This is a genomic window from Acinetobacter sp. 102 (assembly GCF_037028485.1).
Taxonomy (GTDB): Bacteria; Pseudomonadota; Gammaproteobacteria; order Pseudomonadales; family Moraxellaceae; genus Acinetobacter; species Acinetobacter higginsii.
Map to the genome: position 1 here is coordinate 35,268 of NZ_JAZEZK010000012.1, position 26,952 is coordinate 62,219.

A 26,952-nucleotide genomic window follows, 5' to 3' on the forward strand; every position below is an offset into this window, starting at 1 on the left:
GCGATCTCTAATTGTTCTAAATAGCTTTGTTGTTTTAGCCTACTGAACAAATCATTATGAATAAAATGATTTATTTAAATATTCAGATATGAATATGATTCATTCCATGTCAGAAATGGCTGACCCATATTCGTACAATAACTATTAATTTCATAGCTTTATTAAAAACTTACAAGAAACTATCGTTCTCAACTTATAAAAATAATGTGCATTTTTTAAAAAATAATAAATGCATTATCAACTGCTTAATTTTTATTGATCTTTTCTCATCGACCAACTTCTTGTAAATAATTCTCATTTAAATATACTTTACACCCTTATTGCCGTCCTAGCCTCCCTTCAGGTTAGTTAAAACTACCTCTCTCATGCTCCAACAGCACTCATCAGGTATCTATATGTCTGCTTTCTCCCCACGCAAAAATCTTATTACTGTTGAAATTTTAAAACAAAGCAGCCCATTCCTCTTATCTTTAATACCTGTGCTGTCGTGGGCAGAAACGACCTCAGAACACCCCACACAACTCGCAACCATTAATGTGCAAGCTGAGCAATCCTCCAGTTATATTGCTGAACAAACAGCATCAACATTACGCGGCAATCAAAACAATCTAGAAAGCCCACAAACCGTAAATGTGGTGTCTAAACAATATATGAAAGATTATTTGCCAGCAAATTTGGACAATGCACTGACCCAAGTCAGCGGCATTACGCAAGGCAATACTTTGGGGGGTACTCAAGATACCGTCATGAAACGGGGTTTTGGGGATAATCGTGATGGCTCGATTACCGTGAATGGCATGCCAATTGTGCAAGGTCGCACCATGAATGCTGCAGTTGAGCAGGTTGAAGTATTAAAAGGTCCTGCATCTTTACTTTACGGCATTATGGACCCAGGTGGTGTGGTCAATGTCATTACAAAAAAACCTGAAACGACGCAAAAAACTGAATTTTCAGTGTATGGTTCAAGCATCGCCGCAGGTAAAAATGGTTTAGGTGCAAGTCTGGATACTACGGGTGCAATCAGTGACAGTAACTTTGCCTATCGTTTTATTGCCGATCATTCCGATACAGACTACTGGCGTAATTTCGGGAATCTTAAACAGACTTTAATTGCACCATCATTGGGTTGGGATAATGGTCACACCAAAGTCAATTTAAGTTATCAATATCGTGACTTTGACGTCCCTTTTGATCGTTCCACTATTTTTGATCCTAAAACGAAACAAGCCTTACCGATCTCAAAATATCAACGCCTAGATGAAGCCTTTAACCAAATGAAAGGTGAAGCTCATTTGGCACAATTATTGGTTGATCATCAGCTTAATGATAACTGGTCAGCTCACTTAGGTTATAGCTATAACTATGAAACCTATGATGCCAATCAACTCCGTGTGACCAAGCTAAATACGGCCAACCATACGGTGACACGCCGTACCGATGCCACCTTAAACGCAGAAAGTATAGACAGTAATGCTCAAGCCTATCTCAATGGTTCGGTCAATTTACTGGGGTTAAAGCATGATATTCAAATTGGTTCAGATATCGAATACCGTAAATATTTCCGTCCAGATATGGTTCGTGGTGATAGCTCAACCTTAGATTATTTAAATCCCAAGTTTGGAACTGTTGAAGCATCTAAAAATATCGTTGCATCCGATAGCGACCAAACCGATAAATTGCATACCTATGGTTTTTATCTGCAAGATGCGATTCACTTAAATGAAAACTGGATTGCCGTACTCGGTGGCCGTTATCTGAATTATCAACAGACCGCTGGACGTGGACGACCATTTAAGGAAAATACCAATACCAAAGACGATGCTTGGCTCCCGCATGCGGGCTTAGTCTATCAATGGAATGATCAGCTGTCTTTCTATGGCAGCTATACCGAATCCCTCAAACCCTCGTCTTCAATTGCACCTTTAGGCGGCAATGCAGTCATTGATGCTGATGTCAAACCTGAGCAAGCCAAATCTTATGAAGTCGGTGCAAAATACGAGTTCAATGAGCGTATTAAAGCCAACTTTGCTGTCTATGATATTAAAAAACGTAATGTTTTAGCCAAAGTCACCAACCCATCGAGCAATGAAATTGAACTACATACCACAGGTGCCGTCCGTTCCAAAGGCGCTGAACTCGACCTGACAGGCCGTCTGACTGATCAACTTGATGCAACCCTGACCTACGCCTATACCGATGCCAAAGTCACTGAAGATGAGCTTGGTCTGCAAGGCAATCGCTTGAGTAATGTCGCACGAGATACAGCATCTCTGGCCTTAGCCTATAATTATGGTGAACTTTATAATGGCAAATTACGTTTAGGTCTCAGTGGCAATTATGTCGGTAAACGTGCCGGAGACTCGGAAAATAGCTTTGACCTGCCTGAGTATGCACTGGCCAATGCCTTTGTCAGTTATGACACCACCATTGCCAAACAAGCGGTTAATTTTCAATTTAATTTAAATAATATCTTTGATAAAACCTACTATACGGCCAGCGTTAATAATCTGGCGGTGTCTTAAGGGGATTCTCGTCAAGCGGTATTACGTGCCACTTTTAAATTCTAATAGAGGATCAGCGCAGTAAGTTCATTATGAAAAAAATTCTTACGATCATGATGATGATCCTTGCCTTTAGTACATGGACATCCTCTGTTTACGCCCAAACACGGATTGCCCTGATTTCACAGCTCAAAGGTTCTTCCTTTGCCACCGATGTTGCGATTCAAAATTACTTGCAACGCAAGGGCTATCAAGTTGAAGTCATTGATCAATCTGTTTCCCCCAACAGTTTAACAAACACCGATCTAGTGATTATCTCTTCAACGGTGGCATCCAAAAATCTTCAATCGGGTTGGCGACAGCTGCCGATTCCACTGATGACATGGGAAAATGATTATCTGGATGATTTAGCCATGACAGGTAAACGCATCAATACAGATTTTGGTGAAGTCGAGAAAGAACGTTATTTGTGGCTGGTCAATGCACCACATCCCCTATCTGCGCATCTTTCCGCGGGAACACGTAACGTCTATAAATCACAAGCACCAATGAGTTGGGGTAAACCAGGACTCGGTGCCACCATCATTGCGACTATCTATGGGCAACCTGAAAAAGTCGCAATCTGGGGCTATGAAAAAGGTGCGACCATGGATTATGAGTCGCTAGCACCGGCAAAACGACTGATGTTTTTTCTCAATAATGAGACCTTTACGAATCTGTCTGAGGACGGCTTGAAACTGTTTGATGCTGCAATTCAGTGGTCATTGAACAAATAAAATCCAAGCTTGGATTTCAATGCACTGATGCAGTTCGGTCTGCATCAGTGCAAATTCCCATTTTTGCATTTGCTCGAATACTTTAAAATACTTCCTGACTTATCGCAGCCCTAAAGTTTTTAGGTGCGTAACCAAAGCGCTGTGCAAAAGCACGGCTAAAGGCGGCTTGAGAAGAATAGCCGATGCATTCAGCAACTTGTGCAATATTTTTATCGGTTTCTTTAAGCAATTGGCTGGCTAATTTCATCCGCCAATTTTTTAAATACAGCATCGGGGGTACGCCAACCAACTCAACAAATTTTTTGGAAAAACTGGAGCGAGATTGTTTGGTCAGTTGGGCAAGCGACGCAACATCCCATTCATATGCTGGTTGTGCATGCATCAACGACAATACCTTACTCATCATCGGATCACGTAATGCAGAAATCCAGCCTTTATGCTCAATCTGCTCTTTAGCCAACCAAAAACGTATCGACCAGACCAACAATAAATCAATGATTCGAGACAGCATGACTCGACTGCCAAGTGCTGGGTGTTCAAGCTCAAGCTTGATTGCAGCAACGGTCATGGGTACCCATTCCGCGACTTTTTCAGCATTATGATGTGACGGTACATGAATGTAACTCGGCAATCCTTCTGCAATCGCCTCGCCATAAATACCGTTCAATTCAAAAGTGCAGCTAATCACAGATGCTTCCGTTGTTTGTCCACTTACGATTTCAATCGAATGCTCAAGCTTCGTTGGCAAGACAACAATGTCTCCAGCTTTTAAGATCAGCTCAAGATTAAGTCGCTTAATTTTAATTCTGCAACTCGCATTTTGAATAATATGGATATAAGCATATCGGGCAGGAAAGCACAGTTTGTTGTCTGCTAAGAGATTTTCTACGCCATAGATTTCACCCGAGATATCGGCGAAGCGATAAATATCAAAGAAGATATCGGTTAACACCTGCGGATCATACTCATCACTCATTTTATGCTTTTGTCCTTAAAAGTGTTTCTGCAAAAACATTGGCGTTTCAGTTATTGTGAAAGCATAACAAAACACCAATAATCTTTTGAGAAGATTTCGTTAGTATAAAAAACACCCACCACTTCATATCTCTTTATACCGTAAAGCTTCCACTATTAAATACTGAAAATTCAATACAATAGCATTTATCTAGGAGATAAATATGAGTACTCAACCGACCATTATTCTCGTACACGGTTTTTGGGGCGGTGCAGCCCATTGGACCAAAGTGATTACTGAATTGTCCCATCAAGGTTATAAGGCCTTACGTGCCGTGGAACTTCCATTAACCTCTCTCGCAGATGACGTTGAACGAACTCAAAAAATGATTGCCCAAGTTGATGGTGATGTGCTTTTGGTGGGTCATTCTTACGGCGGAGCAGTCATTACCGAAGCAGGTAATCATCCAAATGTCGTAGGTTTGGTTTATATTGCCGCCTTTGCACCAGATAGCAATGAAAGCCCAGGGGCAATTACCCAACAACATTTACCTGTTGCAGCGCCGAATCTAGAACCAGATAGTGATGGTTATCTTTGGCTTAAAGTCGATAAATTTCACGAAAGTTTCTGTCAGGATCTCACCCAAGATGAAGGCTTTGCCATGGGTGTCACTCAAAAGGCGCCTTTAGCCAGTACCTTTGGCGATAACATTAGCAACCCTGCTTGGAAAACCAAACCTTCTTGGTATCAAATCTCGACCCAAGACCGCATGATCAGCCCAGAAAACCAAGCCGTGATGTCTGATCGTTTAAATGCCAAAAAAGTCATTTCTTTAAACGCAAGTCATGCTTCATTGGCTTCACAACCGAAAGAAGTGACTGCCTTAATTACTGAAGCTGCTACATTTTTGGCAAAATAAATATAATGCTCTAGCAAATAGGGAATAATATTATTCCCTATTTGCCTGTCTTAACCCAGCTTCAACAACACACAGAAATTGCTGCTTATAAAACATATTCCCAGATAATGTAGCCTAGACCAAATCCGAGGAATGCATACAGTGTAATGATGAAGAATACAAAACTGGCATTATTCTTTTTTTTCAAAAAACTCATATCGGCACCTTTGGCTTTGCTCAACTCATGTTGTTATAGTGCAATAAGATACAGACAAAAAAAAGACACAGAATTTTCTAAAAAAAATATAACAGATAAGCATGGAAAAATTAGAACTGTTATGAAAACAGTCCCAAATATTATTAAAACATGGACAATACCATCATCAATATATTCAGAACTGTTCGATCTTAATGCCAATATGCTAAAAACGATCAGGTTTTAAGATGCGGATTATCCAGTGGCAGTTCCTTGTCTAAATGTGCATCAAAAATATCCGTCAACATACTGTCATAACGTTTAGCGTTATATTGTACAAGTGACTCTGCTTCAGCTGTTGTAATGAAACCTGTCTCAATCGCATCAGCAATATGTTCCTCAAAGGTCAAACCACTAAACTGATCTTTCGATTCTGCCTTTTTAAACTTATTCCACAACGGTTGTAGTGGTAATAATGCCTGAAAAGTTGATTCCATACGCCCCATCACATCGTTAGCATCGGTGTTGTAATAAACATGTTGCTTTAACTGATCTCGGAACGCATGTTCTTGCATGATTAGTTGAGCCACCTCTTGCTTCAACTGATCTGATGGAGCTGCAATTGGACGACCAAATGGGAAGCACAGCAATTTGACCATATACGCAGCAAGCTTCATTGGGAAATTGTCATAGAAGCCAAAGAACGCTTCTTGCACTTGATATAAAGCTTTATTGAGGGCCAATTCTGCATGTTTTTGTTCAGCTTCAGTTCTTTGACCATGCTCGTAGTATTTCAAAATTGCCGTAGCAATAAATAAGTTGGAATGGATATCGGCCAATCGACCAGACAGCATTTCTTTACGTTTTAAATCACCTGCTAAAATTCCAAGTGCCATATCCGCCGTTAATGCAAAATCGGCGCTGAAACGGTTGATCTTACTGTAATATGCTTTGGAAAAATCGTCTGCTTGTTGAGAGCCTTGATTTGAACCACCCGTAATCGAATAGGCTGCTGCCTTGGCAGCGCGATTAAAGGTATAAGCCAGATGCTTAAACAGTAAAGGAGAGAATGCCTTGAAAGCAGATGCCTTATCTTCCGATTGCAATAACTGTAGTTCTTCGAATAAATAAGGATGACAACGCATTGAACCTTGACCAAAAATCATCAAGGAACGCGTCAGAATATTGGCTCCTTCTACGGTAATCGCGACAGGAATGGATTGATAAGTCAGCGCAAGAAAGTTACGTGGCCCTAATTGAATCGCTCGCCCACCGACCACGTCCATACCGTGATTGACCACTTTACGCATGGTTTCAGTAGCATAGTATTTGGCCATTGCAGTCATCACCGCAGGCGTTCCACCTTGGTTTAAACCACAAGTCACGAGATAACGAAATGATTCCAACATATAGGCATCGCTGGCGATATCACTGGTCGCCTCTTGTACGCCTTCAAAATGCCCAACCGAGATTTTGAATTGTTGGCGAACACTGGCAAATGCACCGACCAACAGATAGCTCATTTCTCCTCCGGCAGTTGCCAAAGCAGGCAGTGAAATACCGCGCCCCACGCCTAGGCACTCCATCAGCATACGCCAACCTTTACCTGCATTTTGCTGCCCACCAATAATCCAGTCCAATGGAATAAAGACATCACTGCCCTCAACCGTACCATTCATAAACGGTGCGCCTGGATTATGTCGAGGGCCGATCTGAATACCTTCATGGTCAGCAGGAATCAAGGCACAGGTAATGCCATATTCCACTTTGCTTTTATCACCAAGCAAACCTTCTGGATCATAGAGCTTAAACGCCAAACCAATCACGGTCGCAATCGGTGCAAGGGTAATCCAGCGCTTAGAGAAGTTCATTTTTAAGCCTAGAACGTCCTGACCTTGGTATTGCCCATAACAAACTACACCCGTATCAGGAATCGCCCCTGCATCTGACCCTGCTTCAGGGCTGGTCAAACCAAAACAAGGCACTTCTATCCCTTTTGCCAATCCGGGTAAATAGCGTTGTTTTTGCTCTTCGGTCCCATAGTGCAGCAGTAACTCACCTGGCCCAAGCGAATTCGGCACCATACAACTGACGGCAGCAGTTAAGGAACGAGACGCAATTTTGCTCATAATTCGACTTTGTGCAAACGGTGTAAATTGCTTACCGCCAAATGATTTCGGAATAATCAAACCTAAAAAGCCGTTGTCTTTAATAAATTGCCAAACCTCTGGCGGTAGGTCTTTTTCTTGATGATGAATCTGCCATTCATCTAACATGGAACAGAGCTGTTGTACTTCATGATCTAAAAATGCCTGTTCTTCTGCGGATAAAGTTGGATAAGGATATTGATCAAACTTTTCCCAATCAGGCGCCCCCATAAATAGTTCTTTTTCCCACCAGCTGGTCCCTGCTTCCAAGGCTTCTCTTTCGGTGATACTCATACTCGGCATTGCTTTTGAGAGAATATTAAACGCAGGTCGACTCACCAAAGCATCACGTAAAGGTGCAATCAAAACAATCACACTCGCGAGAATAATCGGGATGCCCAGTAACAGACTCCACGGTGTGATCAACACACTGCACAGAATGGCGGCGACAATGGAAACAAGACAGCCAACAGTTCGATTGGCTTCAAAATAAAAAACAGCCCATACCACAACTAACTGAATCAATAGGCCAAGCAATATCAATAATACAATCATATTTGCTCCGTTATCTCAGATTGGGATGAAGATGAAATAAGAAAGATCTAAATTAATTTATGATGAACGTCTTTCTCTAATAAAAATGGCTATTTTTTATTCTACATATCGAAGCGCTATTTGCTTGATTAACTACTAAAATTTACACAAAGGCATTCAGATGATACTGAAAAATAAAAATCATGAGCTGAATAGAATACCGCTCTAAAAATTGGAATCCTTCCCCTCAAAAATCCAAAAATAAAATCATCAATCATGATTCTTTTTAATGTTACAAAGCAAAAAAAATAATAATCCAAGCAGTATCTTTCGAATTTAATAAATAAATTGCAGCGATCCAAACGCCATTCAAACTGAATATGAATAGCTGCAATGATTGATAATGCCACTCAATTTAAGATGAAGAATTCATCCCACCACCCAATGCAGCCACCAATTGCGCTGAATTTTTGAGATGCGATTGCTGTAATTCCAATAAACGTTCTTCCGCACTTAAACGCAGATTCTGTGCTGTCGCGATTTCTAGATAACTGACCAAACCTGCTTGATAACGCTGCTTGGCAACTCGTTCATTTTCAATCGACAGCTTAAGCAGTTGCTGTTGCGCTACGATCTGCTGCTGGAAATGACCTGTTTGCAGCAAACCATCCTCCACTTCTTTCCAACCTGTTAAAACTGAATGCTTATAAGCAGCAAGCTTTTCATCATAATTTGCTTGAGCCTGTTGAATATCAGCCTGTCGTTTCCCCCCATCAAACAATGTGCCTAAGACTTTTGCCCCCATTGACCATGCGGTATTGGGTGACTGCAATAGACTATGAAAGACCTGACTATTGGCAGTACTATCCAAGCTGATGGTCAAATCAGGTAACCAAGCAGTTTGCGCTAGGCCTAATTGCGCATGTGTCATTGCCAATTCACGTTCGCTACGAATCACATCGGGACGTTGTGCCAGAAGACGACTTGGAATTTGGGTCGGGATTTGAGGGGTGCTAAATTGATAGCGATTTTTATTTAAATTAAAGTCCGCCACATTGCGTCCAACCAAGACCGCCAACACATTTTCTTGCAAATCACGACTACGTTGTAGCTCTAACAATTGCAGACCGACTTGTTTAAGTTGGGTCTCAGCCTGAATCACATCAGCCCGTGCAATCATGCCTGCTTGGTATTGCTGCTGTAAAATACGCACAGATCGTTGATCACTTTGCTGGGTCTGATTTAACACATCCAGCTTGGCATCGAACAAACGTATGCTCCAATAGGCCTCTGCTGCGAGCAGTTGCTGACTCAGCTGAATGGCAGCCAAATCTGCAGCAGATGCTTGCAAGTTGGCCTGTTGCCCTTCCACCGCTTTTGCAACTCTCCCCCAAAGATCAGGAATCCAACTCACTGCGACATTCGCACCGAATTGACGACTCTTGCCAGCGTTTTTAGTTTCGGTTTGATTGGCATTGCCGCCCATAGTGATGTTCGGAAGTGCATTGGCACGTTGTCCATCCAACAATGCCATAGCATGGCGATACTTAGCTTGGGCCTGTTGGATGCTCAAGTTGTCCTGATCCAATTGCTGTATCAGCTTGGATAAGATCGGATCCTGATACATCTCCCACCATTGCTGCGGTGTCGCTGCTATCTTGGAAGCTTCAATCCACTGCAAATCTGCATATTTATATTGTGCAGCACTCTGAATCACAGGCTGCTGATAGGCTGCAGGCTTAAGGGTACTGGACGACTGACATGCTGTGAGCAGCATCGTCACTGCGATACCCATAGAAAGTGTAAAAACTGTTTTTTTCATAGCGACTTCCTATTTACTCCAACGCAAGATATTCAATCGCAGTTTGAAGCGATTCAGTAATTGAGCGAATTTTTCAAATATGAGATACATCACAGGGGTGGTATATAAGGTTAATAATTGACCCAGCGCCAATCCACCAACAATGGCAATCCCCAGTGGTTGCCGCATTTCAGAGCCTTCGCCCCAACCGAGTGCCAAAGGAATCGCACCCAATAAAGCTGCGGTATTGGTCATTAAAATCGGTCTGAAACGCAATGTTGCCGCAGCGATAATGCTGTCTAAATCGGTGTGACCTTGACGTCGTTGCTGCAAAGTAAAATCAATCAGCAAGATCGCATTTTTCACCACAATCCCGATTAGCAAAAAGATACCTAACAAGGCAATCAGGCTAAACGGAATCTGAAACAACCATAAGCTGAGTAAAGCGCCCAGAGCTGCTGTCGGAATGGTGGATAAAATAGTAAAAGGATGCACAATACTTTCATAAGTAATCCCTAAGACAATAAAAATCAGCACGATCACAGCCGCAATCAAAGCAGGCGTACTCAAACCTGCCTGTAGACTTTCAGTTTCGACATCGCGATCTGTCATCACAAAGATTTCTTTTGGCAGCATGATCTTTGGCAAAACCTGACGGATCGCAGCATCTGCCTGTTCATAGCTATAGCCTTTTTTCACCACGTAGCCAACACCCATGGCAGCGAATTGATTACGGCGATAAACCCGATCATTGCTAATGCCGTAACTCCACGTGGCAAAATTGCTTAAAGGCACATATGCCCCTTGTTGATTCGGAACTTTCACATCCGCCAAGGCTTCTGGATGTTCGGTAAAACGTTGGTCGACTTCCATCACCACATAGAACTGATCATTGCGATCATAAATTGTGGAAATCTGCCGTTGCGAAAAGGAGTTATTTAAAACACTGGAAATATTTTCAATATCAATGCCCAACCGTTTTGCGGCTTCACGGTCGATGTCTAAAGTGACATGCTGCGCGCCTTCATCACCCTGTGTTTCCACCTCTTCAAACTCAGGCAGTTTACGCATGGCCTCTGCAACTTTGGGTGCCCATTCACGCAGTAAGCTCACATTGTCAGATTGCAGTAACAGCAAATATTCTTGTGCATTGCCACTGGAAAAAGGATCATCCAATTCCAAATCTTGTTCGACATCTGCGGAGAATACTGCCCCCGCCTGCCAAGGTGCATTTTTCTTTAAACGCTCAACCACTTGTTTGGAGCTTAAACCATCGCGTTCAGCTTTTGGTTTGAGACTGACCATTAAAAATGAGTTGGTCATACCACCACCGCCACCGGAAGTACCCACTACATCCTGTACTGCAGGATCTTTGAGTAAGGCTTGGTTAAATGCGGCAATCTTCGGCTGCATAATCTGAAAAGAAAAGCCATCATCGCCACGAATAAAAGCACCAACTCGCCCCGCGTCTTGTTCAGGCAAAACGCGTTTAGGCAATAAATTGTAGAGATAAACTGAAGCAATGATTGCTGCCAGCCACAGCACTACAATCAGATAAGCATGTTTGAGTACCCAATGAAGAGAGCGAATATAAGATTGAGTCAAGCCCTGAATCAGATCATGGCTATAACGATACAGTCGTGGAGGGTGATTAAGAGATAGAGGTTTTAAACAGCGTGCTGATAAGCTTGGGGTAAAGATCAAGGAAACAAGGACCGATAAAACCACCACAAACACCAGTGTTAGCGAAAACTCCCTGAATAAACGTTCTATCACACCGCCCATAAACAAGACCGAGAGGAAAATCACCATCAATGCCAGATTCATGGCAATCAAGGTAAAGCCAACCTCTTGGATGCCTTTTACCGCCGCTTGTGCGGGAGAATCACCTTGTTCAATATAGCGTTCAATATTTTCGAGTACCACAATGGCATCATCCACCACCAACCCAATCGCCACGATGATCGCCATAATTGACAGGTTATTCAGTGAAAAGCCAGCCAAATAAATCAGACTGCATACGCCAATTAAAGTGACCAGTAGTGCCATTGCGGGAATCACCGCACTTTGCAGCCGCCCCAACATCAGCACCACAACGATGACCACCAGCAACATGGATAAAAACAAGGTATCCCTTGCTTCCTCTAAACTGTTACGGACAATAGTCGAGCCATCCATCACCACAGTCAATTGCGCATCACGTGGCATCAATTCTCTTAGAACGGGCAATTTGGCTTTAATCAGGTCAATGGTCGCCACAGTATTGGCATTGGGCTGTCGGCTAATTTTTAAAATCACCGCAGGCTGCCCATTGTGAAAACCACTGACATAGCGGTTTTCAACCGAATCACGCACTTCTGCAACATCTTTTAAGCGAACAGCCCCTTGATCGGTGTGTCGGATGATCAGATCGGCAAAATCTTGGGCGGTCTTTAATTCTGTAGAAAGTGCCACTTGCCAACGTAATTGCTGTTGCTCCACCACGCCCAATGCCTGCACCACATTACTTTTCGCAACAGCCTGTCGTACCTGTTCAAGAGATATGCCCATTGAAACTAAAGCCGTTGGATTGATGGTGATACGCACGGCAGGCATGGAAGCCCCGTCAATCGACACTTCACCGACACCACTGATCTGCGCCAAATTCGGTTGCAATTGATTGGATGCAATTTCGTATAGCTTTGCCGCTGAAAGTTGTTTTGAGCTGAGTGCCAAATAAAAAATCGGACTTTGACTCGGGTTGATTTTGAAATATTCAGGCGGACTCGGCATGCCTGCAGGTAGCTGTGACATTGCCGCATTGATCGCAGCCTGAACTTCACGCGCGGCCTCATTAATATCGGTATTCAAATCAAAGTGTAAAACCACCTGTGTCGAACTTTGATTACTGGATGAATTAATCGCCTTAACCCCGGATACCCCCATCATGGCACGCTCTAAGGGGGTTGCTACTGTTGCAGACATACTTTCTGGACTGGCACCAGGCAGATTGGCACGCACCACAATGGTCGGGATATCCGCTTGTGGTAATGCCGCAACAGGCAAACGCAAATAGGCCAATATACCGAGTAAAACAATCGCAATCCCCAGCAGTACACTGGCCACTGGACGTTGTACAAACACAGACAGCAACGTCATTGCGATGCTCCTGTCTGATCTGAAAGCAGGTTTGCATCGGGTTGCTTGGCTTGCAGGCGATCAAAAAACAGATACACCACGGGTGTGGTAAATAAGGTGAGCACCTGACTGACCAATAGGCCACCTACCATCACCAACCCAAGTGGCTGACGAAGTTCAGCCCCAGAACCCGAAGCCAGCATCAGCGGGATTGCACCCACTACTGCGGCCAATGTGGTCATCAGAATTGGACGGAAACGTAATAAAGCAGCCTGATAAATGGCTTGCTCAGCCGACAACCCCTGATTCCGTTGCGCCACAAGTGCAAAATCCACCATCATGATGCCGTTTTTCTTGACCAAACCGATCAATAAAATAATCCCGATCAGTGCAATCATGTCCAACGGCTGGCCCACTATGAACAAAGCCAGTAATGCCCCTATCGCGGCAGAAGGTAAGGTTGAAAGAATAGTCACGGGATGAATAAAACTCTCATACAACATGCCGAGCACAATATACATAGTCACAATCGCTGCAATCACCAACCAGAAGGTATGTTGCTGTGAGTTTTCAAAGGCTGCTGCTGCGCCTTGCAGTTGAACCTGTAGCTCTGGCGGTAGCTCAAGACTTTGTTTAACCTGCTCAATCACCTTAATCGCTTCTCCTAAAGACACCCCCTTGGCTAAATTAAAAGAAATCCCAACGGCAGGAAATTGCGACTGTTGCTGTAAAAGAATAGGCGCATGTTTTTCGACAATCGTAGCAACAGAGCTCAATAAAATCGGCTGTCCTTGGTTGTTGTGAATATAGGTCTGGTTTAAAGCCTCAATACCTTGGGTGAGTTTTGGGTCTAATTCTAAAACAATGCGGTACTGATTGGACTGCGTATATAAAGTTGCAATTTGGCGCTGCGCAAATAGATTTTGCAAAGCCAAACTAATGTCTTCAACACTTAGACCCAACCGTGCTGCCGCATCACGGTTAACCTCAATATAGGCTTGTAAACCCTGCCCTGCATCTTCACTGGTCACTTCTGCAAAGGCAGCCTGCTGACGCAAGGCCTGAACCAATTTAGGCGTCCACTCCTCAACCAATTGATTTTTGGGTGCAGTCACGCTGAGTTGATATTGGGTGCGGCTAATTTTGTCTTCTATACTGAGTTCTTGTACGGGTTGCATCCAACCTTTAATGCCATGTACTTGTGCAAAATTTTCATTCAGTCGTGCCATCACTTCCGCAGCAGGTGCACGTTCGGCATGTGCTTTTAAATTCACCAAAATACGCCCATTGCTTAACTTCGGATTATTGGCATCGACACCAATAAAGGATGATAAGCTGGCAACCGCAGGATCTTTTAAAATCACTTCTGCCAAAGCCTGTTGGCGTTCACTCATGGCTTGAAATGAAATCTGGTCAGGTGCTTCCGTCACCACCTGAATCACACCATTATCCTGTACTGGAAAGAAACTCTTTGGAATCGACCAATACAACAGCCCTGCCAGTAGCACTGTTGCCAACATCACCATCAAGGTCAGCAGTTGATGTCGAAGTACCCATTGCAACAACTTCGCATAGTGCTGAATCACTCGATCCAGACTCCATCGACTCGGCTGCTCTGCATGCTTGGGTGCATCTTTGAGCAAATAGGCACACATCATCGGAGTTAAAGTTAGTGAAACGAGCAATGAAAGTGCAATTGCAGCTGCCAGTGTCACCGCAAACTCATGGAATAAGCGTCCGACCACATCGCCCATAAAGAGCAAGGGAATCAAAACAGCAATCAAAGAAATCGTCAAAGAAATCAGGGTAAAGCCAATTTCTTTTGATCCTTTTAGTGCTGCTTGCAACATGCTTTCACCTGACTCGCGGTGTCGCGCAATATTTTCGAGCATGACAATCGCATCATCCACCACAAATCCAGTGGCAATAGTTAATGCCATTAAAGTCAGGTTATTGACCGAGAAGCCAAGGAAATACATCAATACAAACGTACCAATAATCGACAGCGGTACGGCGATACTCGGAATCAGGGTCGCAGCAAAATTACGTAAAAATAAGAAGGTGACCAACACCACCAAACACACAGCGAAGACCAGTTCTTTTTGCACATCTTTAATCGAGCTACGAATACTTTCCGTTCGGTCGGTCAGGACGCGAATACGAACATTGTCGGGTAGGTTTTGTTGTAATTCAGGCAGTATTTTTTTGATTTGATCTGCTACCTCAATCACATTGGCATTGGGCTGACGCTGGATATTCACCAAAATGGCCGATTGACTGTCTGCCCATGCTGCCATATAGCGATCTTCACTGCCCTCGAACACCTGCGCGACATCTTTTAAGCGAATCGGTGCGCCATTGTTCCAACGTAAAATCAGGCTTTCATAATCGGCTATCGAACGCATCTGATCATTGGCATCCAGCATAGTCGATCGAAAAGGCCCATCAAAACTCCCTTTCGGTTGATTGGCATTGGCGGCAGCAATAGCCGCACGCACATCTTCAGCACTGAGCTTAAACGCTGCCAAAGCAGTTGGATTCATCTGCACCCGAATCGCTGGACGTTGCCCGCCAGCAAGACTAACCATCCCCACCCCAGAAAGCTGAGACAGTTTTTGCGCCACTCGGGTATCGACCATGTCATAGACCGTGGTCAGTGGCAAACTGTCAGAACTAATTGCAAGGGTAATCACGGGCACATCGGCAGGATTCACTTTGCGATAGATCGGTGGAGTGGGTAAATCACTAGGCAATTTACTGCTTGCTGTGCTCAATGCCGACTGTACTTCTTGCTCGACAATGCCCAGTTCGGCAGATAACTCAAATTGCAGGGTAATCACCGATGCGCCCACCGAGCTATTTGAAGACATTTGCTTCAAACCCGCAATCTTGCCCATCTCCCTTTCCAACGGTGAACTGATGGTTCGTTGCACCGTGTCAGGATTTGCACCCGGCTGAAAGGTGTAAATCTGAATAATCGGATAATCGACTTGTGGCAATGCCGACACGGGTAATAAACGCCACACCAACAAGCCGCTAAAAAATAGTGCCAACATTAATAATGTGGTGGCGACAGGTCGTAAAATGAAGAATCTGGAAATATTCATACACTTATCCAGCGACAGTTTTTGCTGGTAGTGGCTTAGAAACATCATCTTGAACGATTTGTACTTCTTGCCCTTCGGAAAGTCGATCAATGCCCTCTAACACAACACGTTCATTGCCTTGTAAGCCTTCAATGATCTCAGTTTGTCCTTGTGAAACCGCACCTAGCTTTAACATACGCACTTCGGCTTTATCTTCTTTATTCACAATATAAACATAAGTGCCTTTTGCCCCATGTTGGATGGCATCACTTGGCAGATGCACTGCATTTTGCAAGGTCTTAGCATTTAAACGAACATTGACAAATTGATTGGGAAATAAAGCATCATCATTATTGGCAAAAACGGCTTTTACTTTGAGTGTGCCAGTATTCAAATCAATTTGGTTATCTAGTGCTTGAACTGAACCTGTGGCCAGCTGTTTCTGTTCTGCACGATCCCATGCACTGACTTGAATGCTTTGCTTATTTTTTGTGGCTTGGCGAACCGTATCTAAATAATTTTCCGCAATCGCAAACTGAATATACACAGGATGGATTTGGGTAATACTCAATAAACCTGTTGCTTCATTGGCTTGGATTAAATTACCTGCATCTTTTAAGCGAAAACCAACACGCCCCTCAATCGGCGCATATATCTTGGTATAAGACAATTGTAACTTTGCCGCTTCGACCAGTGCTTGATTGGCTTGCATCTGTCCCTTGAGCTGATTGACCAAGGCCTGTTGTTGATCAACCTGTTGCTTGGCAATCGAATCTTGCTTATACAACAGCTGATAACGATTCAATTCAGTTTGTGCATTTTGCAACTGCGCTAAATTTTGTTGCTGTGTCCCCTGTGCTTGTGCCAATGCTACCTGAAATGGGGTCGGGTCAATTTGTGCTAACAATTGCCCTTTCTTGATGTATTGCCCTTCTTGGAAATATAATTTTTGCAATACACCTGACACCTGACTTTGAACATTCACGGTATTGGCTGGAACCACTGTACCAATGGCCTTAATTTGTAATTGCAAATCGCCACGTTGTACCCCGACCACACGCACAGGCACAGGTTTACTCCATTGGCTAAACGATTCCTGTTTATTGGCTTGGGATTTTTTCCAATAATTCCAACTCCATGCCACGAGCAATAAAAGCACCGTCAATGCAATCAACCATTTGATTTTATTTGATCGAGAATGCTGTTGTAGTTTTAAATCAATCTGTTGTTCACTCATGGCATGCTCTACTTAATCAAACAAAATTCATTAAAAATATGGGAGACGAAGAAAACAAAAAATGTTCCCCTACATTGGTTTAGTCGAACGAAAATCAAAATCAGCTCAATTTTTTCTGTAAAAGTATGTATACAATTTTATTGATATTAATAACAATTATCATTACTATTTGAAAATATTTTTTCCATCCGCCTTTAATTGTGCATCTCCCTGCCCATTTGTGGACTCCTTGCTATGAACCTGAATGTAGAAAAACAGTTATGGTTTAGCCACGTTTATCAATCGCAACAAAGCACACTGTTGTCCTGGTTTAAGCACAAACTACAGCATCACCATCAATCGGAAGACTTGAGTCAGGAAGTGTTCTATCGTGCCTTAAAAAGTGACTATTGCTTTGAAAAGATTAAAGAACCTCAGGCATGGTTAATGGGCATCGCCAAGCATGTGATTATTGATTATTGGCGGCATCAGCATGTAGAACACCTGTATTTAGATGCCCTTGCACAGCTACCAGAAGAATACTATCCCTCAGCTGAATACGAAGTCTGTATTTGTGAAACGCTTTATCAAGTGCATTTGATGCTGGAAAAGCTACCTCAACGTACCGCACAGGTGTTTTTATTATCGCAATTGGATGGACTGACCTATCGTGCAATTAGTGAAAAACTGGATATTTCAGAGGCAACGGTCAAAAGAGATATGAAACAGGCTTTCTTGGCCTGCATAAGTCTTTATAATCAGACCGATTAATTGCTGAATTTGCTTTGCTGCTATGTCTCAAGCTCCTAAAATCCCTGATCATGTTTTGGACCAAGCCGCAGACTGGCTAGTGCTATTACATTCAGGTGAAATGACTGCGTTACAGCAACAACAATTTGAACATTGGCAAGCAGAAAAGCAAGAACATGCCCTAGCCATTCAGCAAATCAATAAATTTACCCATGGCTTAACAGGTTTATCCAACCACTTTCCCTCAGATTCTTTAGTCCAGTCCAAGCAAAAATTTAATCTGACTGCAAAACGAAATATGCTGTTGAACCTTTCAGGATTGTTGGTTATCGGCTGCGGAATGTATTTGTTACCTTGGGCTAAATGGCAGTCTGATGACCATACTGAGGTTGGTGAAATTAAAACTGTTGCACTGCAAGATGGTTCAATCTTGATCTTGGCCAGTGACAGTTATATTAACGTGAATTTCTCCGAACAGACTCGACAGATTCAACTGATCGAAGGTGAAATTTATATCCAAACCGCCAAAGATCCGCAACATCGCCCCTTTATGGTGAAGACCAAAGATGGTGCAATTGAGGCCTTGGGTACTCAGTTTACGGTACGACAAGAGCATCATGATCAAACTCGGGTCAAAGTGTATCAACATGCGGTCGCTTTACAGCCGCAGGATTCTGGACAACGGCAAATTTTACAGCAAGGTCAACGTGCGTATTTCAACAGTCAACAGGTCTCTAAACCTTTACCATTGAATAATGAGCAACCCTACTGGACTCAGCAATTACTGGTGGTAGAACAATGGCCACTCGAAAAAGTCATTAGTGAACTGTATCGTTATAAAAAAGGCACTTATTTCATCGAGCCAGCGTTAAAAGACCTTCGTATTTCAGGCGTTTTTTCATTAAAGAATCCTCAACAAAGCCTAGAAACACTGGCCTATACCCATCAACTTGAGTTGAGTTATTACAGTCCTTATTTATTAAAAATAAAAAAAAGATAAAAAGATGATCCTTTTTTTGATCTTGTCCGACTTATAGAGAAATACACTCCCAATCGAGAAGACCACATGAAGGATTATCAGGCGAAAACTACCTTGGCGTTGGCTGTACGCGCAATCTTATGGGGCATACCACTCAGTATTGCCAGCATTGCAACAACCTCTGCTTATGCTGCCACTGTTTATCAGATTTCGATTAGCTCAACCACACTCGATCAAGCACTTAAACAGCTCGCGATTCAAACAGGCACCACCATCAGCTATGACTCGACCACACTCTCTAAAATAAAAAGTGCTTCACTAAAAGGAAATTATTCAGTAGAAACTGCTTTAGAGACTTTGCTTAAACCGCATGCATTTGAAGCCATCAAAGTTGCCAATGCGGGATACAGTATTCAAGCCAAAGCAACTGTAGCAGCGGTTGAACCTAAAGTCGTTAAATTAGAAGCGATTCATACTAAGGCAAATGCGGCGAATATAAATCAAAGTAGCGAAACTGGCCTAGCTCAATTAGCGACGATTCACTTGAGTGCGGATAAAGGTCAAAACCTCACCACAGAAGGCTCTGGGTCATATACAGCTAAGGCAACAACAGCCTCAACGGGTTTGGCTCTGACCCTCAAAGAGACACCGCAACTGGTCAGTGTAATTACCAATCAGCAAATGAAAGATCAAAACCTGACCCAACTGACCGATGTAGTTAGTCAGGCAGCAGGTCTTTCGATTAAACAAGGTGGTAACATCGGTAGTGATAACTCGCCAATTTATGCGCGCGGTCAACAAGTAGATAACTATCTTCTAGATGGCGTCAAACTCATGAGTTCCTATCAGGCTATTTTCCAGAGTCAAGATATGGCGCTCTTTGATCGTGTTGAAGTGGTTCGTGGTGCCAATGGCTTGATGACCGGCTCAGGTACAGCCAGTGCCAGTATTAACATGGTTCGTAAAAAGCCTTTACAAGATTTTAAAGCTTCTATCAGTGCAGATTTAGGTTCTTGGGATTATTACCGTACCGATATTGATGTATCCAGCCCTTTAAATGCTTCAGGCAGTGTTCGTGGTCGTACCCTATTTGCCTACCAAAATTCAGACTCTTATATTGACCGTTATAATGAAGAACGCAAAGTTGCCTATGCTGTAGTTGAAACAGATCTCAGTGCAAAAACCAAAGGTAGTCTCGGTGTGAGCTACCAACAAATGAATCTTTCTGGTGTGGCACGTGGTGGTTTACCAAGTTTTTATACCGATGGTTCTCTAATTGATTGGTCACGCTCGGATTCAGCGGCAGCAAGCTGGACAGGTTCTGACCGTGCCACAACTGCTTTCTTTGCAGATATTGAACATCAATTGAATGACCGTTGGAAGTTAAAAGGCGTGGTGTCACGTACCATTACTGATTCAGATGAAATTGTTGGCTACACTTTTTCAAATACAGGAATTGATAGAGCTACAGGTAGTGGTGCCATGCTGTACGCCACTCGCTGGGATTATCGCCCAACCCAAGATCTATTTAATTTAACCTTGAATGGTTCATTTGATTTATTTAGTCAAACTCATGAAGTTGTTTTGGGAACAACCTATACACAAAGTAAAAACAAACGCCCAACCTACTCTGGATGGAACAATGGCATGTCATGGGAAGGTAAGCTCGATAATATCTTTGCATGGGATGGTCGTACGCCAAGTCGTCCACCCACTCAAATCGATGGTTGGTACAGTGGTGATGATCGTAGCAAATCCATTTTTGGTGCAGTACGTTTAAAAGCAAGTGATGATCTGGCAGTTATTTTGGGGACACGTGTTGAAGACTGGGAACGTGTCACTGGTGAACATAACAATGAAAATAATTCTACAGAACACACCAAACAGGAAGAAAAAGGAAAGGTCATTCCTTATATCGGTCTAACCTATGATTTCACAGAACATTGGACAGGTTATGCCAGCTATACCAATATTTTCTCACCTCAAGATAAGAAAACCATAACGGGCAGCTATATCGAACCCATCATCGGTAACAGTACCGAATTGGGCATTAAAGGTGAATTCTTCGACAATCAATTAAATATTGGTGCAGCCATTTATCAGGTTAAGGAAGATAATAAAGCTGTCGCCATCACGGGCGCAAAAGCACCTGATGGTTCTCAAGCTTATAGAGCTGAATCGGGAACTGAAAGCCGTGGTTTTGAACTTGAAGCAACAGGCAAAATCACCGATGCCTGGCAGATTTCAACAAGTTTTACGCGTAATCTGTCTCAAGACAATAAGGGCAAAAACCTAGACACCAGTATTCCAAATAATACAGTCAAACTGTTTAGCACCTATACCCTGCCTTATCTGGATGAAGCAATTACAGTAGGTGGTGGTGTTCGTTGGCAAAGTGAAATTTATGAAAATAATTCAGTCTCTAAAACGGGGCGATTTACGCAAGACAGCTATGCTTTAATCGATTTGATGGCACGTTATAAAGTGAATGATCAACTTATGGTGAATTTCAATTTGAATAACCTTTTCAATGAGAAATATCATTTGGCGACCACCAATAGTTATTATGGTGCGCCAACCAATTTCCGTGTGGGTTTAAAATATGACTGGTAAGCTAAGCTAGTCTTATGTTTCATTCACCAATAAAAAGAGGAAACTTTCGTTTCCTCTTTTTATGTCACTTCAATACAAACAAATCTTAAATCAAGGCCACAATAAACAGCAGCCCAAATACAACAGTCACAATCACATTGGCTTGCAACAGTTTTTTAGGTTGATAGGTTAATAATAATCCCACTGCCAAAGCAGCAAAGGTGATACAACCCAACCATTCAGACAAACCAACTGAAGCACCTTTAAAATAAATCATGACCAATGCAGAAATAAGTAGCATTACCCAACCTGCGATTTCAAACTGTCGACTATTTTGCGCTGAAATCTGAGCACTAAAAATATCGCGCTGATGCTTACTCATCCCACAGGCAAGTGCTGATAAAGCCACCACAGCAACACACCACAACATCAATGCTGCCATTATACTTGCTCCTGTCCAGCTTGAACCTTAGGCTGTTTTTTCTGCTTCACAGCTAAGCCTTGGTAACGCTTTAACTTGTAATAAGAATAAATAAAAATCAGACCTAAAATAATACACACCAGATCAAAACTGGCGATCATCCATTGTCCATGATAGATACTCATCCACAGCGCCTGCCCACCTGTTAAGAAGTTTAGGATTGGCATAAACAGGAACAGTACAGCGGCTAAAGCCAGTTGCTCCAACCATGCGGGACGATGCGCCCGAATAGCCGCATGAATTAAACACACAAGCCATGCGATAAAGAACACATTAATCTCTAGTGGAGAACGTTCGGCCAATTGAGCGGGGATAAACCGATTGGCAATGAAATAGGCTGCACAGGCAATTGGTAGACCTGTGATTGCGGTAATATTCAGCACTTCAACCAGACGATGACCAAAAGGCTTATAACCCAATTTCTGTACATCTGGAATCCGTTTCACCACCCATAAGATCAGACCAGAAGCCACCATCATGGTGCCTAATATGCCCGATAAAAATAACAACCAACGCAACACTGAATCCACACCACGTGCCATATGCAACCATGTCACCAAGGTATAAATGGCTTTTGATGCCGAGTTAACAGGTTTGGCTTCATCAAGCAGTTGTCCTGTCACCGCATTAAACTTCATGGAAGGAATGCTTTCTCGATCAAGCAATGTGGCAGTACGGGTTGCATTAAATTCAACATCAGCTTCAACGGTATTCGGCTTATTCACTCGAATTGAAGCAATCGGGTTATCTTTCCAACCTTGTTGAACGTAATGACTCAATGTCAGCAAATTCACCATCGGTGCTGCTGCAAGTACAGGCAGTGCCTGTTCGGCCTCACTACGACGGCCACCCCCTCGATTGCCATGCCCTTCCTCTGCTGCTTCTTTTTGTTTTTGCTCTGCCAATAAACGTGCTTGCTCAGGTGTTTTGGCAACAGGTTCATTCAGCATTTGATAGAAATTTTGCCCACTTCCATAATGGCTGTTCATCGCCCAAGGCATAAACATGAACATTAACAACAGCAAACCACTAAAGGTGATCATGATATGAAAAGGTAAGGCAAACACAGCCGTTGCATTATGAGCATCGAGCCATGAACGCTGACCTTTGGCTGGGCGGAAAGTAAAGAAATCTTTGAAAATCTTTTTATGAGTGATAATACCGCTGATAATTGCGACAAACATGAATAAGGTTGCGATACCAACAATCCAACGCCCCCAAATACGTGGCATGCCATAAAGTTCAAAATGGAAGCGATACAAGAAACCACCACCCCGAGTTTCACGCGCTTTAATCTCTTGGCCCGTTTGAGCATCTAAATAGATTTCACCACCACGACGGCGACCTTCACCTGGCTTACGGATATTCAGCATAATGGCAGGTTGACGTTTATTGGCAAAACGAATATTCCAGCTTTCGGCAGGCTGCCCGTTTTGCTGCAAATACTGTAATGCATAACCCAATTGTTGCTGTTGAGAAGTATTATTCACAGACTGATGCAATTCAGGTTTCATCCACACCGTAATTTCATTTTGGAAAAAACTGAGCGTGCCCGTCAGAAAAACGGCGTAAAGCAGCCATCCCAAGAGCAGGCTTGTCCATGTATGTAACCATGACATGGATTGGCGAGGGCCTTCATTTTTACCATCAACACGCATGACTTTACCCTTTTAAAAACCAATAGATCAACGTCATCAATACACTGGGAACAATAATGCCTAACCAGACTTTCAAGGTCGAGTTGACCAGAAATACCCAAATGAACACGGCACAATGGATCACAAATGCCAGCATGGTCGCCCCAAACACGGCATTGGCTTTGGAAGGTTCAGCTGTAAACAGAGCCCCCATTAACATTGCAGCAATCGCAGCAAAGTAATAACCACCAAAAATAGCCAAGACAAAACGTGAAAAAATCATCAATCGATATTTAATCAATGATGATTGTTCCACCTTCTTTTTCGTGACCCTTTTGGCGGTGGCCAAGGGCACAGACGCTTCAATATTCATAAAAGACACCTAGTCAGGCGACGATGATGCAAAATAATCGCCACCTGCATTTCAGGAAGATTAGAAAGAAAACTTAAGGTTTAGATAATATTGGCGACCACGGACATCACTGTATTTACTGAGGTATGATTGCGTTCCAGACATGTCGACCGTGTAATCATTAAATAAATTTTGAATACCGAAACTCAGTTCGCTTGAGCTGTGTTTTAGCAACTTACTGCTCGGCAATTTCACTTTGGCAAAAATGTCATGGTAGATTTGATCTTCGATTTTTAATTTTTGATCGGCACGACCCGTTTGATTCAAAATCGCAGTCGCATTAACCATGTCATAAGAACCATAATATTGGCTTGCCCAACCAAAGCCCCAATTGTCATTGGCTTGTAGATAAATAGAGGCATTGGCACGATGTTTTAGCGGTGCATCGGATACCGCACCACCCACCACACTGACAAAATTCTTCTCTGGGTCAATCAAATTATGTTGTTGGCGATATTCATTAACATGCGTATAGCCCAAATTAAAGGTGGTTTCTCCAATCACGCTATCGAAGCGATAATTTAAATTGGTATCAATCCCACTGGTTTTAAGGTTTAAAGCGTTGAATGGCGTGATATCAATTGAAACCACATCGCCAGCTTGATTGCGTTGAATGCGGCTACCATATTTGCTTTGATTGTCTAAAATATATTGCGCACTGATCGAACTGATATTATTGGTTTTTTTGATGTTGTAATAATCAATCGATAGGCGTAAATCAGGAATCGCCTCTGGGGTTAACACAATCCCAGCATTAATACTTTTTGAACTTTCTGGCGTCAGATCTGGATTGCCCCCAGAAATGCTTTCATAGGTGCTAATAATTTTTCCCGTTGCTGGATCAGTTAATGTCGCACCCGTCACTTGGGTCGAAGTCGCTTGAGAAATTTGAGAAACTGATGGTGTAACAAAGCCTTCACTATAAGACGCACGGAACATCAATTGGTCATTCGGTGCGAAGCGGAAACCTACTGTTGGCGTGATCGCATCAAATTTTGATTTACCCGAATCGCTATAATTTAAGAACTTGGAACGGTAGCCCGTAGCAGGATCAATTTTACTGTCATATTGCGGTATCTTGGCTTGGACATTGAAATCCTCATAACGTGCAGCCAATTGCACATCCAGTAATTTGGCGAAAGGCAAATTCAGCTCAGGGGAAATCAGGGGAATGTTAAATTCCGTGTAAACACTGGATGCATTGCTCTTACGTTCAGTCGGCTTCACCCAAGGATTGTCGACATGTTGATGATCCGCAAAGCCTTCACTTTCATAACGGCGATGCTCAATCCCCGTTGCCAATCGAATATCGCCTGCATACCATTTTGCAATTGGACCTGTGGCTCGAATTGAGAAATCATTTAAGGTCTGCTGTGTATTATTTTTTGGATAGTTCCAGTATTTTGAAATTAGGTCGGTTGGTGTAGTGGTGAAATCTTGCAAAAAATCAATTGCATTATTAGTGGTATCTTTGTTCCATGCACTGGCTTTCGGATTTTTGCTGCCTTGACGTGTATAACGTTGACGAATATCCGATTTACTCCATGCATAATCTGCCGAGAGTATCCATTCTGGTGTCAGGTCAAAGGTAAAGCCCGTCGCAACTTTCTTCTGGGTGGTTTCAAAGGTGTCCTTGGCAAAGCCACCTAGGCTATCCAAACGCATTGGATAATTCACCAGAATATCCTTGCCAAAAGGATTATGCGGACTATCTTTGCTCACTGTTACCACGTTATAACCGTGCGGTGATGTATTAAATGACCAACCCTCTTCTTTTTCATAGCCCGCCTCAAGAAATACATTCAGACGATCAGTAAAATCACGATTTAAAGAAAGACCAAAGGCTTCGGTCTTGGTATCGTAAAGTAATCCCTCTTTACCTGACCAGCCACTCACCCCATCTGACAAACCCAATGCATAGCCTTGACCCAGTTTGCTCAGATCGCCATTCCAACCTTTTGGAAGATGTGCCATAGATGAGCCCCATCCTGGCACTAATTCAGAACCATCTTTACTACGAATATTAGTTAAATTGCCTGCAGGCGGGTTGACCTTGTCCCCAATAAGACTATTTGGATTATTTTTTAAAATATTTTGGCGTGATTTACTTTTCCAGTCACGTTCGCTCGCTAACAAACTATCTTGATCTTTTTTGGAAGCCGTCAACATCACATGGGTACGGCCATCTTCCAGAGAAAAACCTGAAACCAAATTAAAAGATTTGGCGGGTTGTTGATTATCCACGGTATCGCTATAGCGCAGATTCACTTCGGTGCCAACATAGTCTTTACGCAAAATTACATTGATGACACCACCAATCGCCCCACTGCCATAAATCGCAGCAGCTGATGTCGGTAATACTTCAATCCGTTCAATTGCAGCCAAAGGAATATTATTTAAATTGGGTTGATCGGTGGATTCAGAAGTACCACGACTGCCTGTTCCTGCGCTACGGCGGCCATTAATCAACACTAGAGTTTGACTGGCACCAAGTCCACGTAAATTAATTTGACTTGATGTGCCTGAGAAATAACTGGAATTGTTGGTTGAGGTTGCCATTGGCAATACTTTAGACAACAACTCGGTGACTGTGGTAGTACCTGAGCGCTCAATCTCTTCCCGCTCGATCATAGTATAGGCTTGGACATCGTCTTCGCTTCGCGGAATATCCATATTGCCCGATTTATAGGCAACATCGGTCTTGCTTGCAGTTACCGCAATGGTCGGCAGCGTCGAGGCTTTATCTGCGCCATCCTGTGCAAATACGTGTGGAGATGACAACACCAATAAAACTGAAGTGCAGAGTGTTGTTCTAATAAATTGAGATGATTTGAGAGAGTTATTTTGTTCTAACACGTAAGAACCTTAATTCAT

The 26,952-nt window shown here is 42.9% G+C and carries 17 protein-coding genes; 6 read left to right on the top strand and 11 right to left on the bottom strand.

Annotated features, from left to right (window positions below):
* The first annotated feature begins 395 nt into the window (after positions 1 to 395).
* Positions 396 to 2,522, top strand: coding sequence for a TonB-dependent siderophore receptor (locus WA352_RS13210; RefSeq protein ID WP_336142880.1), 2,127 nt, complete (start codon positions 396 to 398; stop codon positions 2,520 to 2,522).
* 71 nt (positions 2,523 to 2,593) lie between these two features.
* Positions 2,594 to 3,277: a membrane protein gene (locus tag WA352_RS13215; protein WP_033133164.1), complete on the top strand. Its 684-nt coding sequence runs from the start codon at positions 2,594 to 2,596 to the stop codon at positions 3,275 to 3,277.
* Between the two features lie 82 nt (positions 3,278 to 3,359).
* Here WA352_RS13215 and WA352_RS13220 read toward each other — a convergent pair whose 3' ends face one another.
* Positions 3,360 to 4,253 carry a helix-turn-helix transcriptional regulator gene (locus WA352_RS13220; RefSeq protein ID WP_033133165.1) on the bottom strand — a complete coding sequence of 298 codons (894 nt, stop codon included), beginning with the start codon at positions 4,251 to 4,253 and terminating at the stop codon, positions 3,360 to 3,362.
* A 202-nt stretch (positions 4,254 to 4,455) separates the two neighbouring features.
* Here WA352_RS13220 and WA352_RS13225 point away from each other — a divergent pair, with 202 nt between their 5' ends.
* Positions 4,456 to 5,151 (top strand): alpha/beta hydrolase, encoded by a 696-nt coding sequence (locus WA352_RS13225; RefSeq protein ID WP_005205159.1) that lies wholly within the window; start codon positions 4,456 to 4,458, stop codon positions 5,149 to 5,151.
* A gap of 85 nt (positions 5,152 to 5,236) precedes the next feature.
* Here WA352_RS13225 and WA352_RS13230 read toward each other — a convergent pair whose 3' ends face one another.
* From WA352_RS13230 to WA352_RS13255, 6 genes are all read right to left on the bottom strand, one after another.
* Positions 5,237 to 5,347: a hypothetical protein gene (locus WA352_RS13230; RefSeq protein ID WP_085942822.1), complete on the bottom strand. Its 111-nt coding sequence runs from the start codon at positions 5,345 to 5,347 to the stop codon at positions 5,237 to 5,239.
* Positions 5,348 to 5,562: 215 nt separating this feature from the next.
* Entirely contained in the window at positions 5,563 to 8,028 is a 2,466-nt protein-coding gene (locus tag WA352_RS13235) for an acyl-CoA dehydrogenase (protein ID WP_033133167.1), read from the bottom strand.
* A gap of 394 nt (positions 8,029 to 8,422) precedes the next feature.
* Positions 8,423 to 9,829 (bottom strand): efflux transporter outer membrane subunit, encoded by a 1,407-nt coding sequence (locus tag WA352_RS13240; RefSeq protein WP_033133168.1) that lies wholly within the window; start codon positions 9,827 to 9,829, stop codon positions 8,423 to 8,425.
* A 9-nt stretch (positions 9,830 to 9,838) separates the two neighbouring features.
* Positions 9,839 to 12,946, bottom strand: a complete 3,108-nt coding sequence (locus WA352_RS13245; protein ID WP_033133169.1) for an efflux RND transporter permease subunit — start codon at positions 12,944 to 12,946, stop codon at positions 9,839 to 9,841.
* On the bottom strand, positions 12,943 to 16,032 hold the full coding sequence (locus WA352_RS13250; RefSeq protein ID WP_033133170.1) for a multidrug efflux RND transporter permease subunit: 3,090 nt from the start codon (positions 16,030 to 16,032) through the stop codon (positions 12,943 to 12,945). The genes WA352_RS13245 and WA352_RS13250 overlap by 4 nt, the downstream gene beginning before the upstream one ends.
* A 4-nt stretch (positions 16,033 to 16,036) precedes the next feature.
* Complete coding sequence (locus WA352_RS13255; protein ID WP_033133171.1) at positions 16,037 to 17,248, bottom strand: efflux RND transporter periplasmic adaptor subunit; 1,212 nt, start codon at positions 17,246 to 17,248, stop codon at positions 16,037 to 16,039.
* A 234-nt stretch (positions 17,249 to 17,482) separates the two neighbouring features.
* Between WA352_RS13255 and WA352_RS13260 the strand changes: the two genes are divergently transcribed.
* The 3 genes from WA352_RS13260 to WA352_RS13270 all read left to right on the top strand — a co-directional run bounded on the left by WA352_RS13260 (position 17,483) and on the right by WA352_RS13270 (position 21,569).
* Positions 17,483 to 17,998 carry a sigma-70 family RNA polymerase sigma factor gene (locus WA352_RS13260; RefSeq protein ID WP_033133172.1) on the top strand — a complete coding sequence of 172 codons (516 nt, stop codon included), beginning with the start codon at positions 17,483 to 17,485 and terminating at the stop codon, positions 17,996 to 17,998.
* A 22-nt stretch (positions 17,999 to 18,020) separates the two neighbouring features.
* Complete coding sequence (locus WA352_RS13265; protein WP_033133173.1) at positions 18,021 to 18,977, top strand: FecR family protein; 957 nt, start codon at positions 18,021 to 18,023, stop codon at positions 18,975 to 18,977.
* A 66-nt stretch (positions 18,978 to 19,043) separates the two neighbouring features.
* The gene (locus WA352_RS13270) at positions 19,044 to 21,569 is read left to right on the top strand and encodes a TonB-dependent siderophore receptor (protein ID WP_033133174.1); all 2,526 of its coding nucleotides are present in this window, start codon (positions 19,044 to 19,046) and stop codon (positions 21,567 to 21,569) included.
* Positions 21,570 to 21,654: 85 nt separating this feature from the next.
* Here WA352_RS13270 and WA352_RS13275 read toward each other — a convergent pair whose 3' ends face one another.
* From WA352_RS13275 to WA352_RS13290, 4 genes are read right to left on the bottom strand one after another with little or no spacing between them, the layout of a single operon-like run.
* Positions 21,655 to 21,990, bottom strand: a complete 336-nt coding sequence (locus tag WA352_RS13275; RefSeq protein ID WP_033133175.1) for a DUF3325 domain-containing protein — start codon at positions 21,988 to 21,990, stop codon at positions 21,655 to 21,657.
* Complete coding sequence (locus WA352_RS13280) at positions 21,990 to 23,687, bottom strand: PepSY-associated TM helix domain-containing protein (protein ID WP_033133176.1); 1,698 nt, start codon at positions 23,685 to 23,687, stop codon at positions 21,990 to 21,992. Before WA352_RS13280 ends, WA352_RS13275 begins: the two co-directional genes overlap by 1 nt.
* Before the next feature lie 4 nt (positions 23,688 to 23,691).
* The gene (locus tag WA352_RS13285) at positions 23,692 to 24,039 is read right to left on the bottom strand and encodes a DUF3649 domain-containing protein (RefSeq protein WP_033133177.1); all 348 of its coding nucleotides are present in this window, start codon (positions 24,037 to 24,039) and stop codon (positions 23,692 to 23,694) included.
* Positions 24,040 to 24,099: 60 nt separating this feature from the next.
* Positions 24,100 to 26,934, bottom strand: coding sequence for a TonB-dependent receptor domain-containing protein (locus WA352_RS13290; protein ID WP_033133178.1), 2,835 nt, complete (start codon positions 26,932 to 26,934; stop codon positions 24,100 to 24,102).
* Positions 26,935 to 26,952 lie beyond the last annotated feature (18 nt).

What these genes read in the sequence shown, in the direction of transcription:
- WA352_RS13265 (WP_033133173.1), top strand. Translation starts at nt 18,021, where the DNA reads ATGTCTCAAGCTCCTAAAATCCCTGATCATGTTTTGGACCAAGCCGCA.
- WA352_RS13240 (WP_033133168.1), bottom strand. Translation starts at nt 9,829, where the DNA reads ATGAAAAAAACAGTTTTTACACTTTCTATGGGTATCGCAGTGACGATG.
- WA352_RS13235 (WP_033133167.1), bottom strand. Translation starts at nt 8,028, where the DNA reads ATGATTGTATTATTGATATTGCTTGGCCTATTGATTCAGTTAGTTGTG.
- WA352_RS13210 (WP_336142880.1), top strand. Translation starts at nt 396, where the DNA reads ATGTCTGCTTTCTCCCCACGCAAAAATCTTATTACTGTTGAAATTTTA.
- WA352_RS13230 (WP_085942822.1), bottom strand. Translation starts at nt 5,347, where the DNA reads ATGAGTTTTTTGAAAAAAAAGAATAATGCCAGTTTTGTATTCTTCATC.
- WA352_RS13285 (WP_033133177.1), bottom strand. Translation starts at nt 24,039, where the DNA reads ATGAATATTGAAGCGTCTGTGCCCTTGGCCACCGCCAAAAGGGTCACG.
- WA352_RS13275 (WP_033133175.1), bottom strand. Translation starts at nt 21,990, where the DNA reads ATGGCAGCATTGATGTTGTGGTGTGTTGCTGTGGTGGCTTTATCAGCA.
- WA352_RS13260 (WP_033133172.1), top strand. Translation starts at nt 17,483, where the DNA reads ATGAACCTGAATGTAGAAAAACAGTTATGGTTTAGCCACGTTTATCAA.
- WA352_RS13245 (WP_033133169.1), bottom strand. Translation starts at nt 12,946, where the DNA reads ATGACGTTGCTGTCTGTGTTTGTACAACGTCCAGTGGCCAGTGTACTG.
- WA352_RS13215 (WP_033133164.1), top strand. Translation starts at nt 2,594, where the DNA reads ATGAAAAAAATTCTTACGATCATGATGATGATCCTTGCCTTTAGTACA.
- WA352_RS13255 (WP_033133171.1), bottom strand. Translation starts at nt 17,248, where the DNA reads ATGAGTGAACAACAGATTGATTTAAAACTACAACAGCATTCTCGATCA.
- WA352_RS13225 (WP_005205159.1), top strand. Translation starts at nt 4,456, where the DNA reads ATGAGTACTCAACCGACCATTATTCTCGTACACGGTTTTTGGGGCGGT.
- WA352_RS13250 (WP_033133170.1), bottom strand. Translation starts at nt 16,032, where the DNA reads ATGAATATTTCCAGATTCTTCATTTTACGACCTGTCGCCACCACATTA.
- WA352_RS13270 (WP_033133174.1), top strand. Translation starts at nt 19,044, where the DNA reads ATGAAGGATTATCAGGCGAAAACTACCTTGGCGTTGGCTGTACGCGCA.
- WA352_RS13280 (WP_033133176.1), bottom strand. Translation starts at nt 23,687, where the DNA reads ATGCGTGTTGATGGTAAAAATGAAGGCCCTCGCCAATCCATGTCATGG.
- WA352_RS13220 (WP_033133165.1), bottom strand. Translation starts at nt 4,253, where the DNA reads ATGAGTGATGAGTATGATCCGCAGGTGTTAACCGATATCTTCTTTGAT.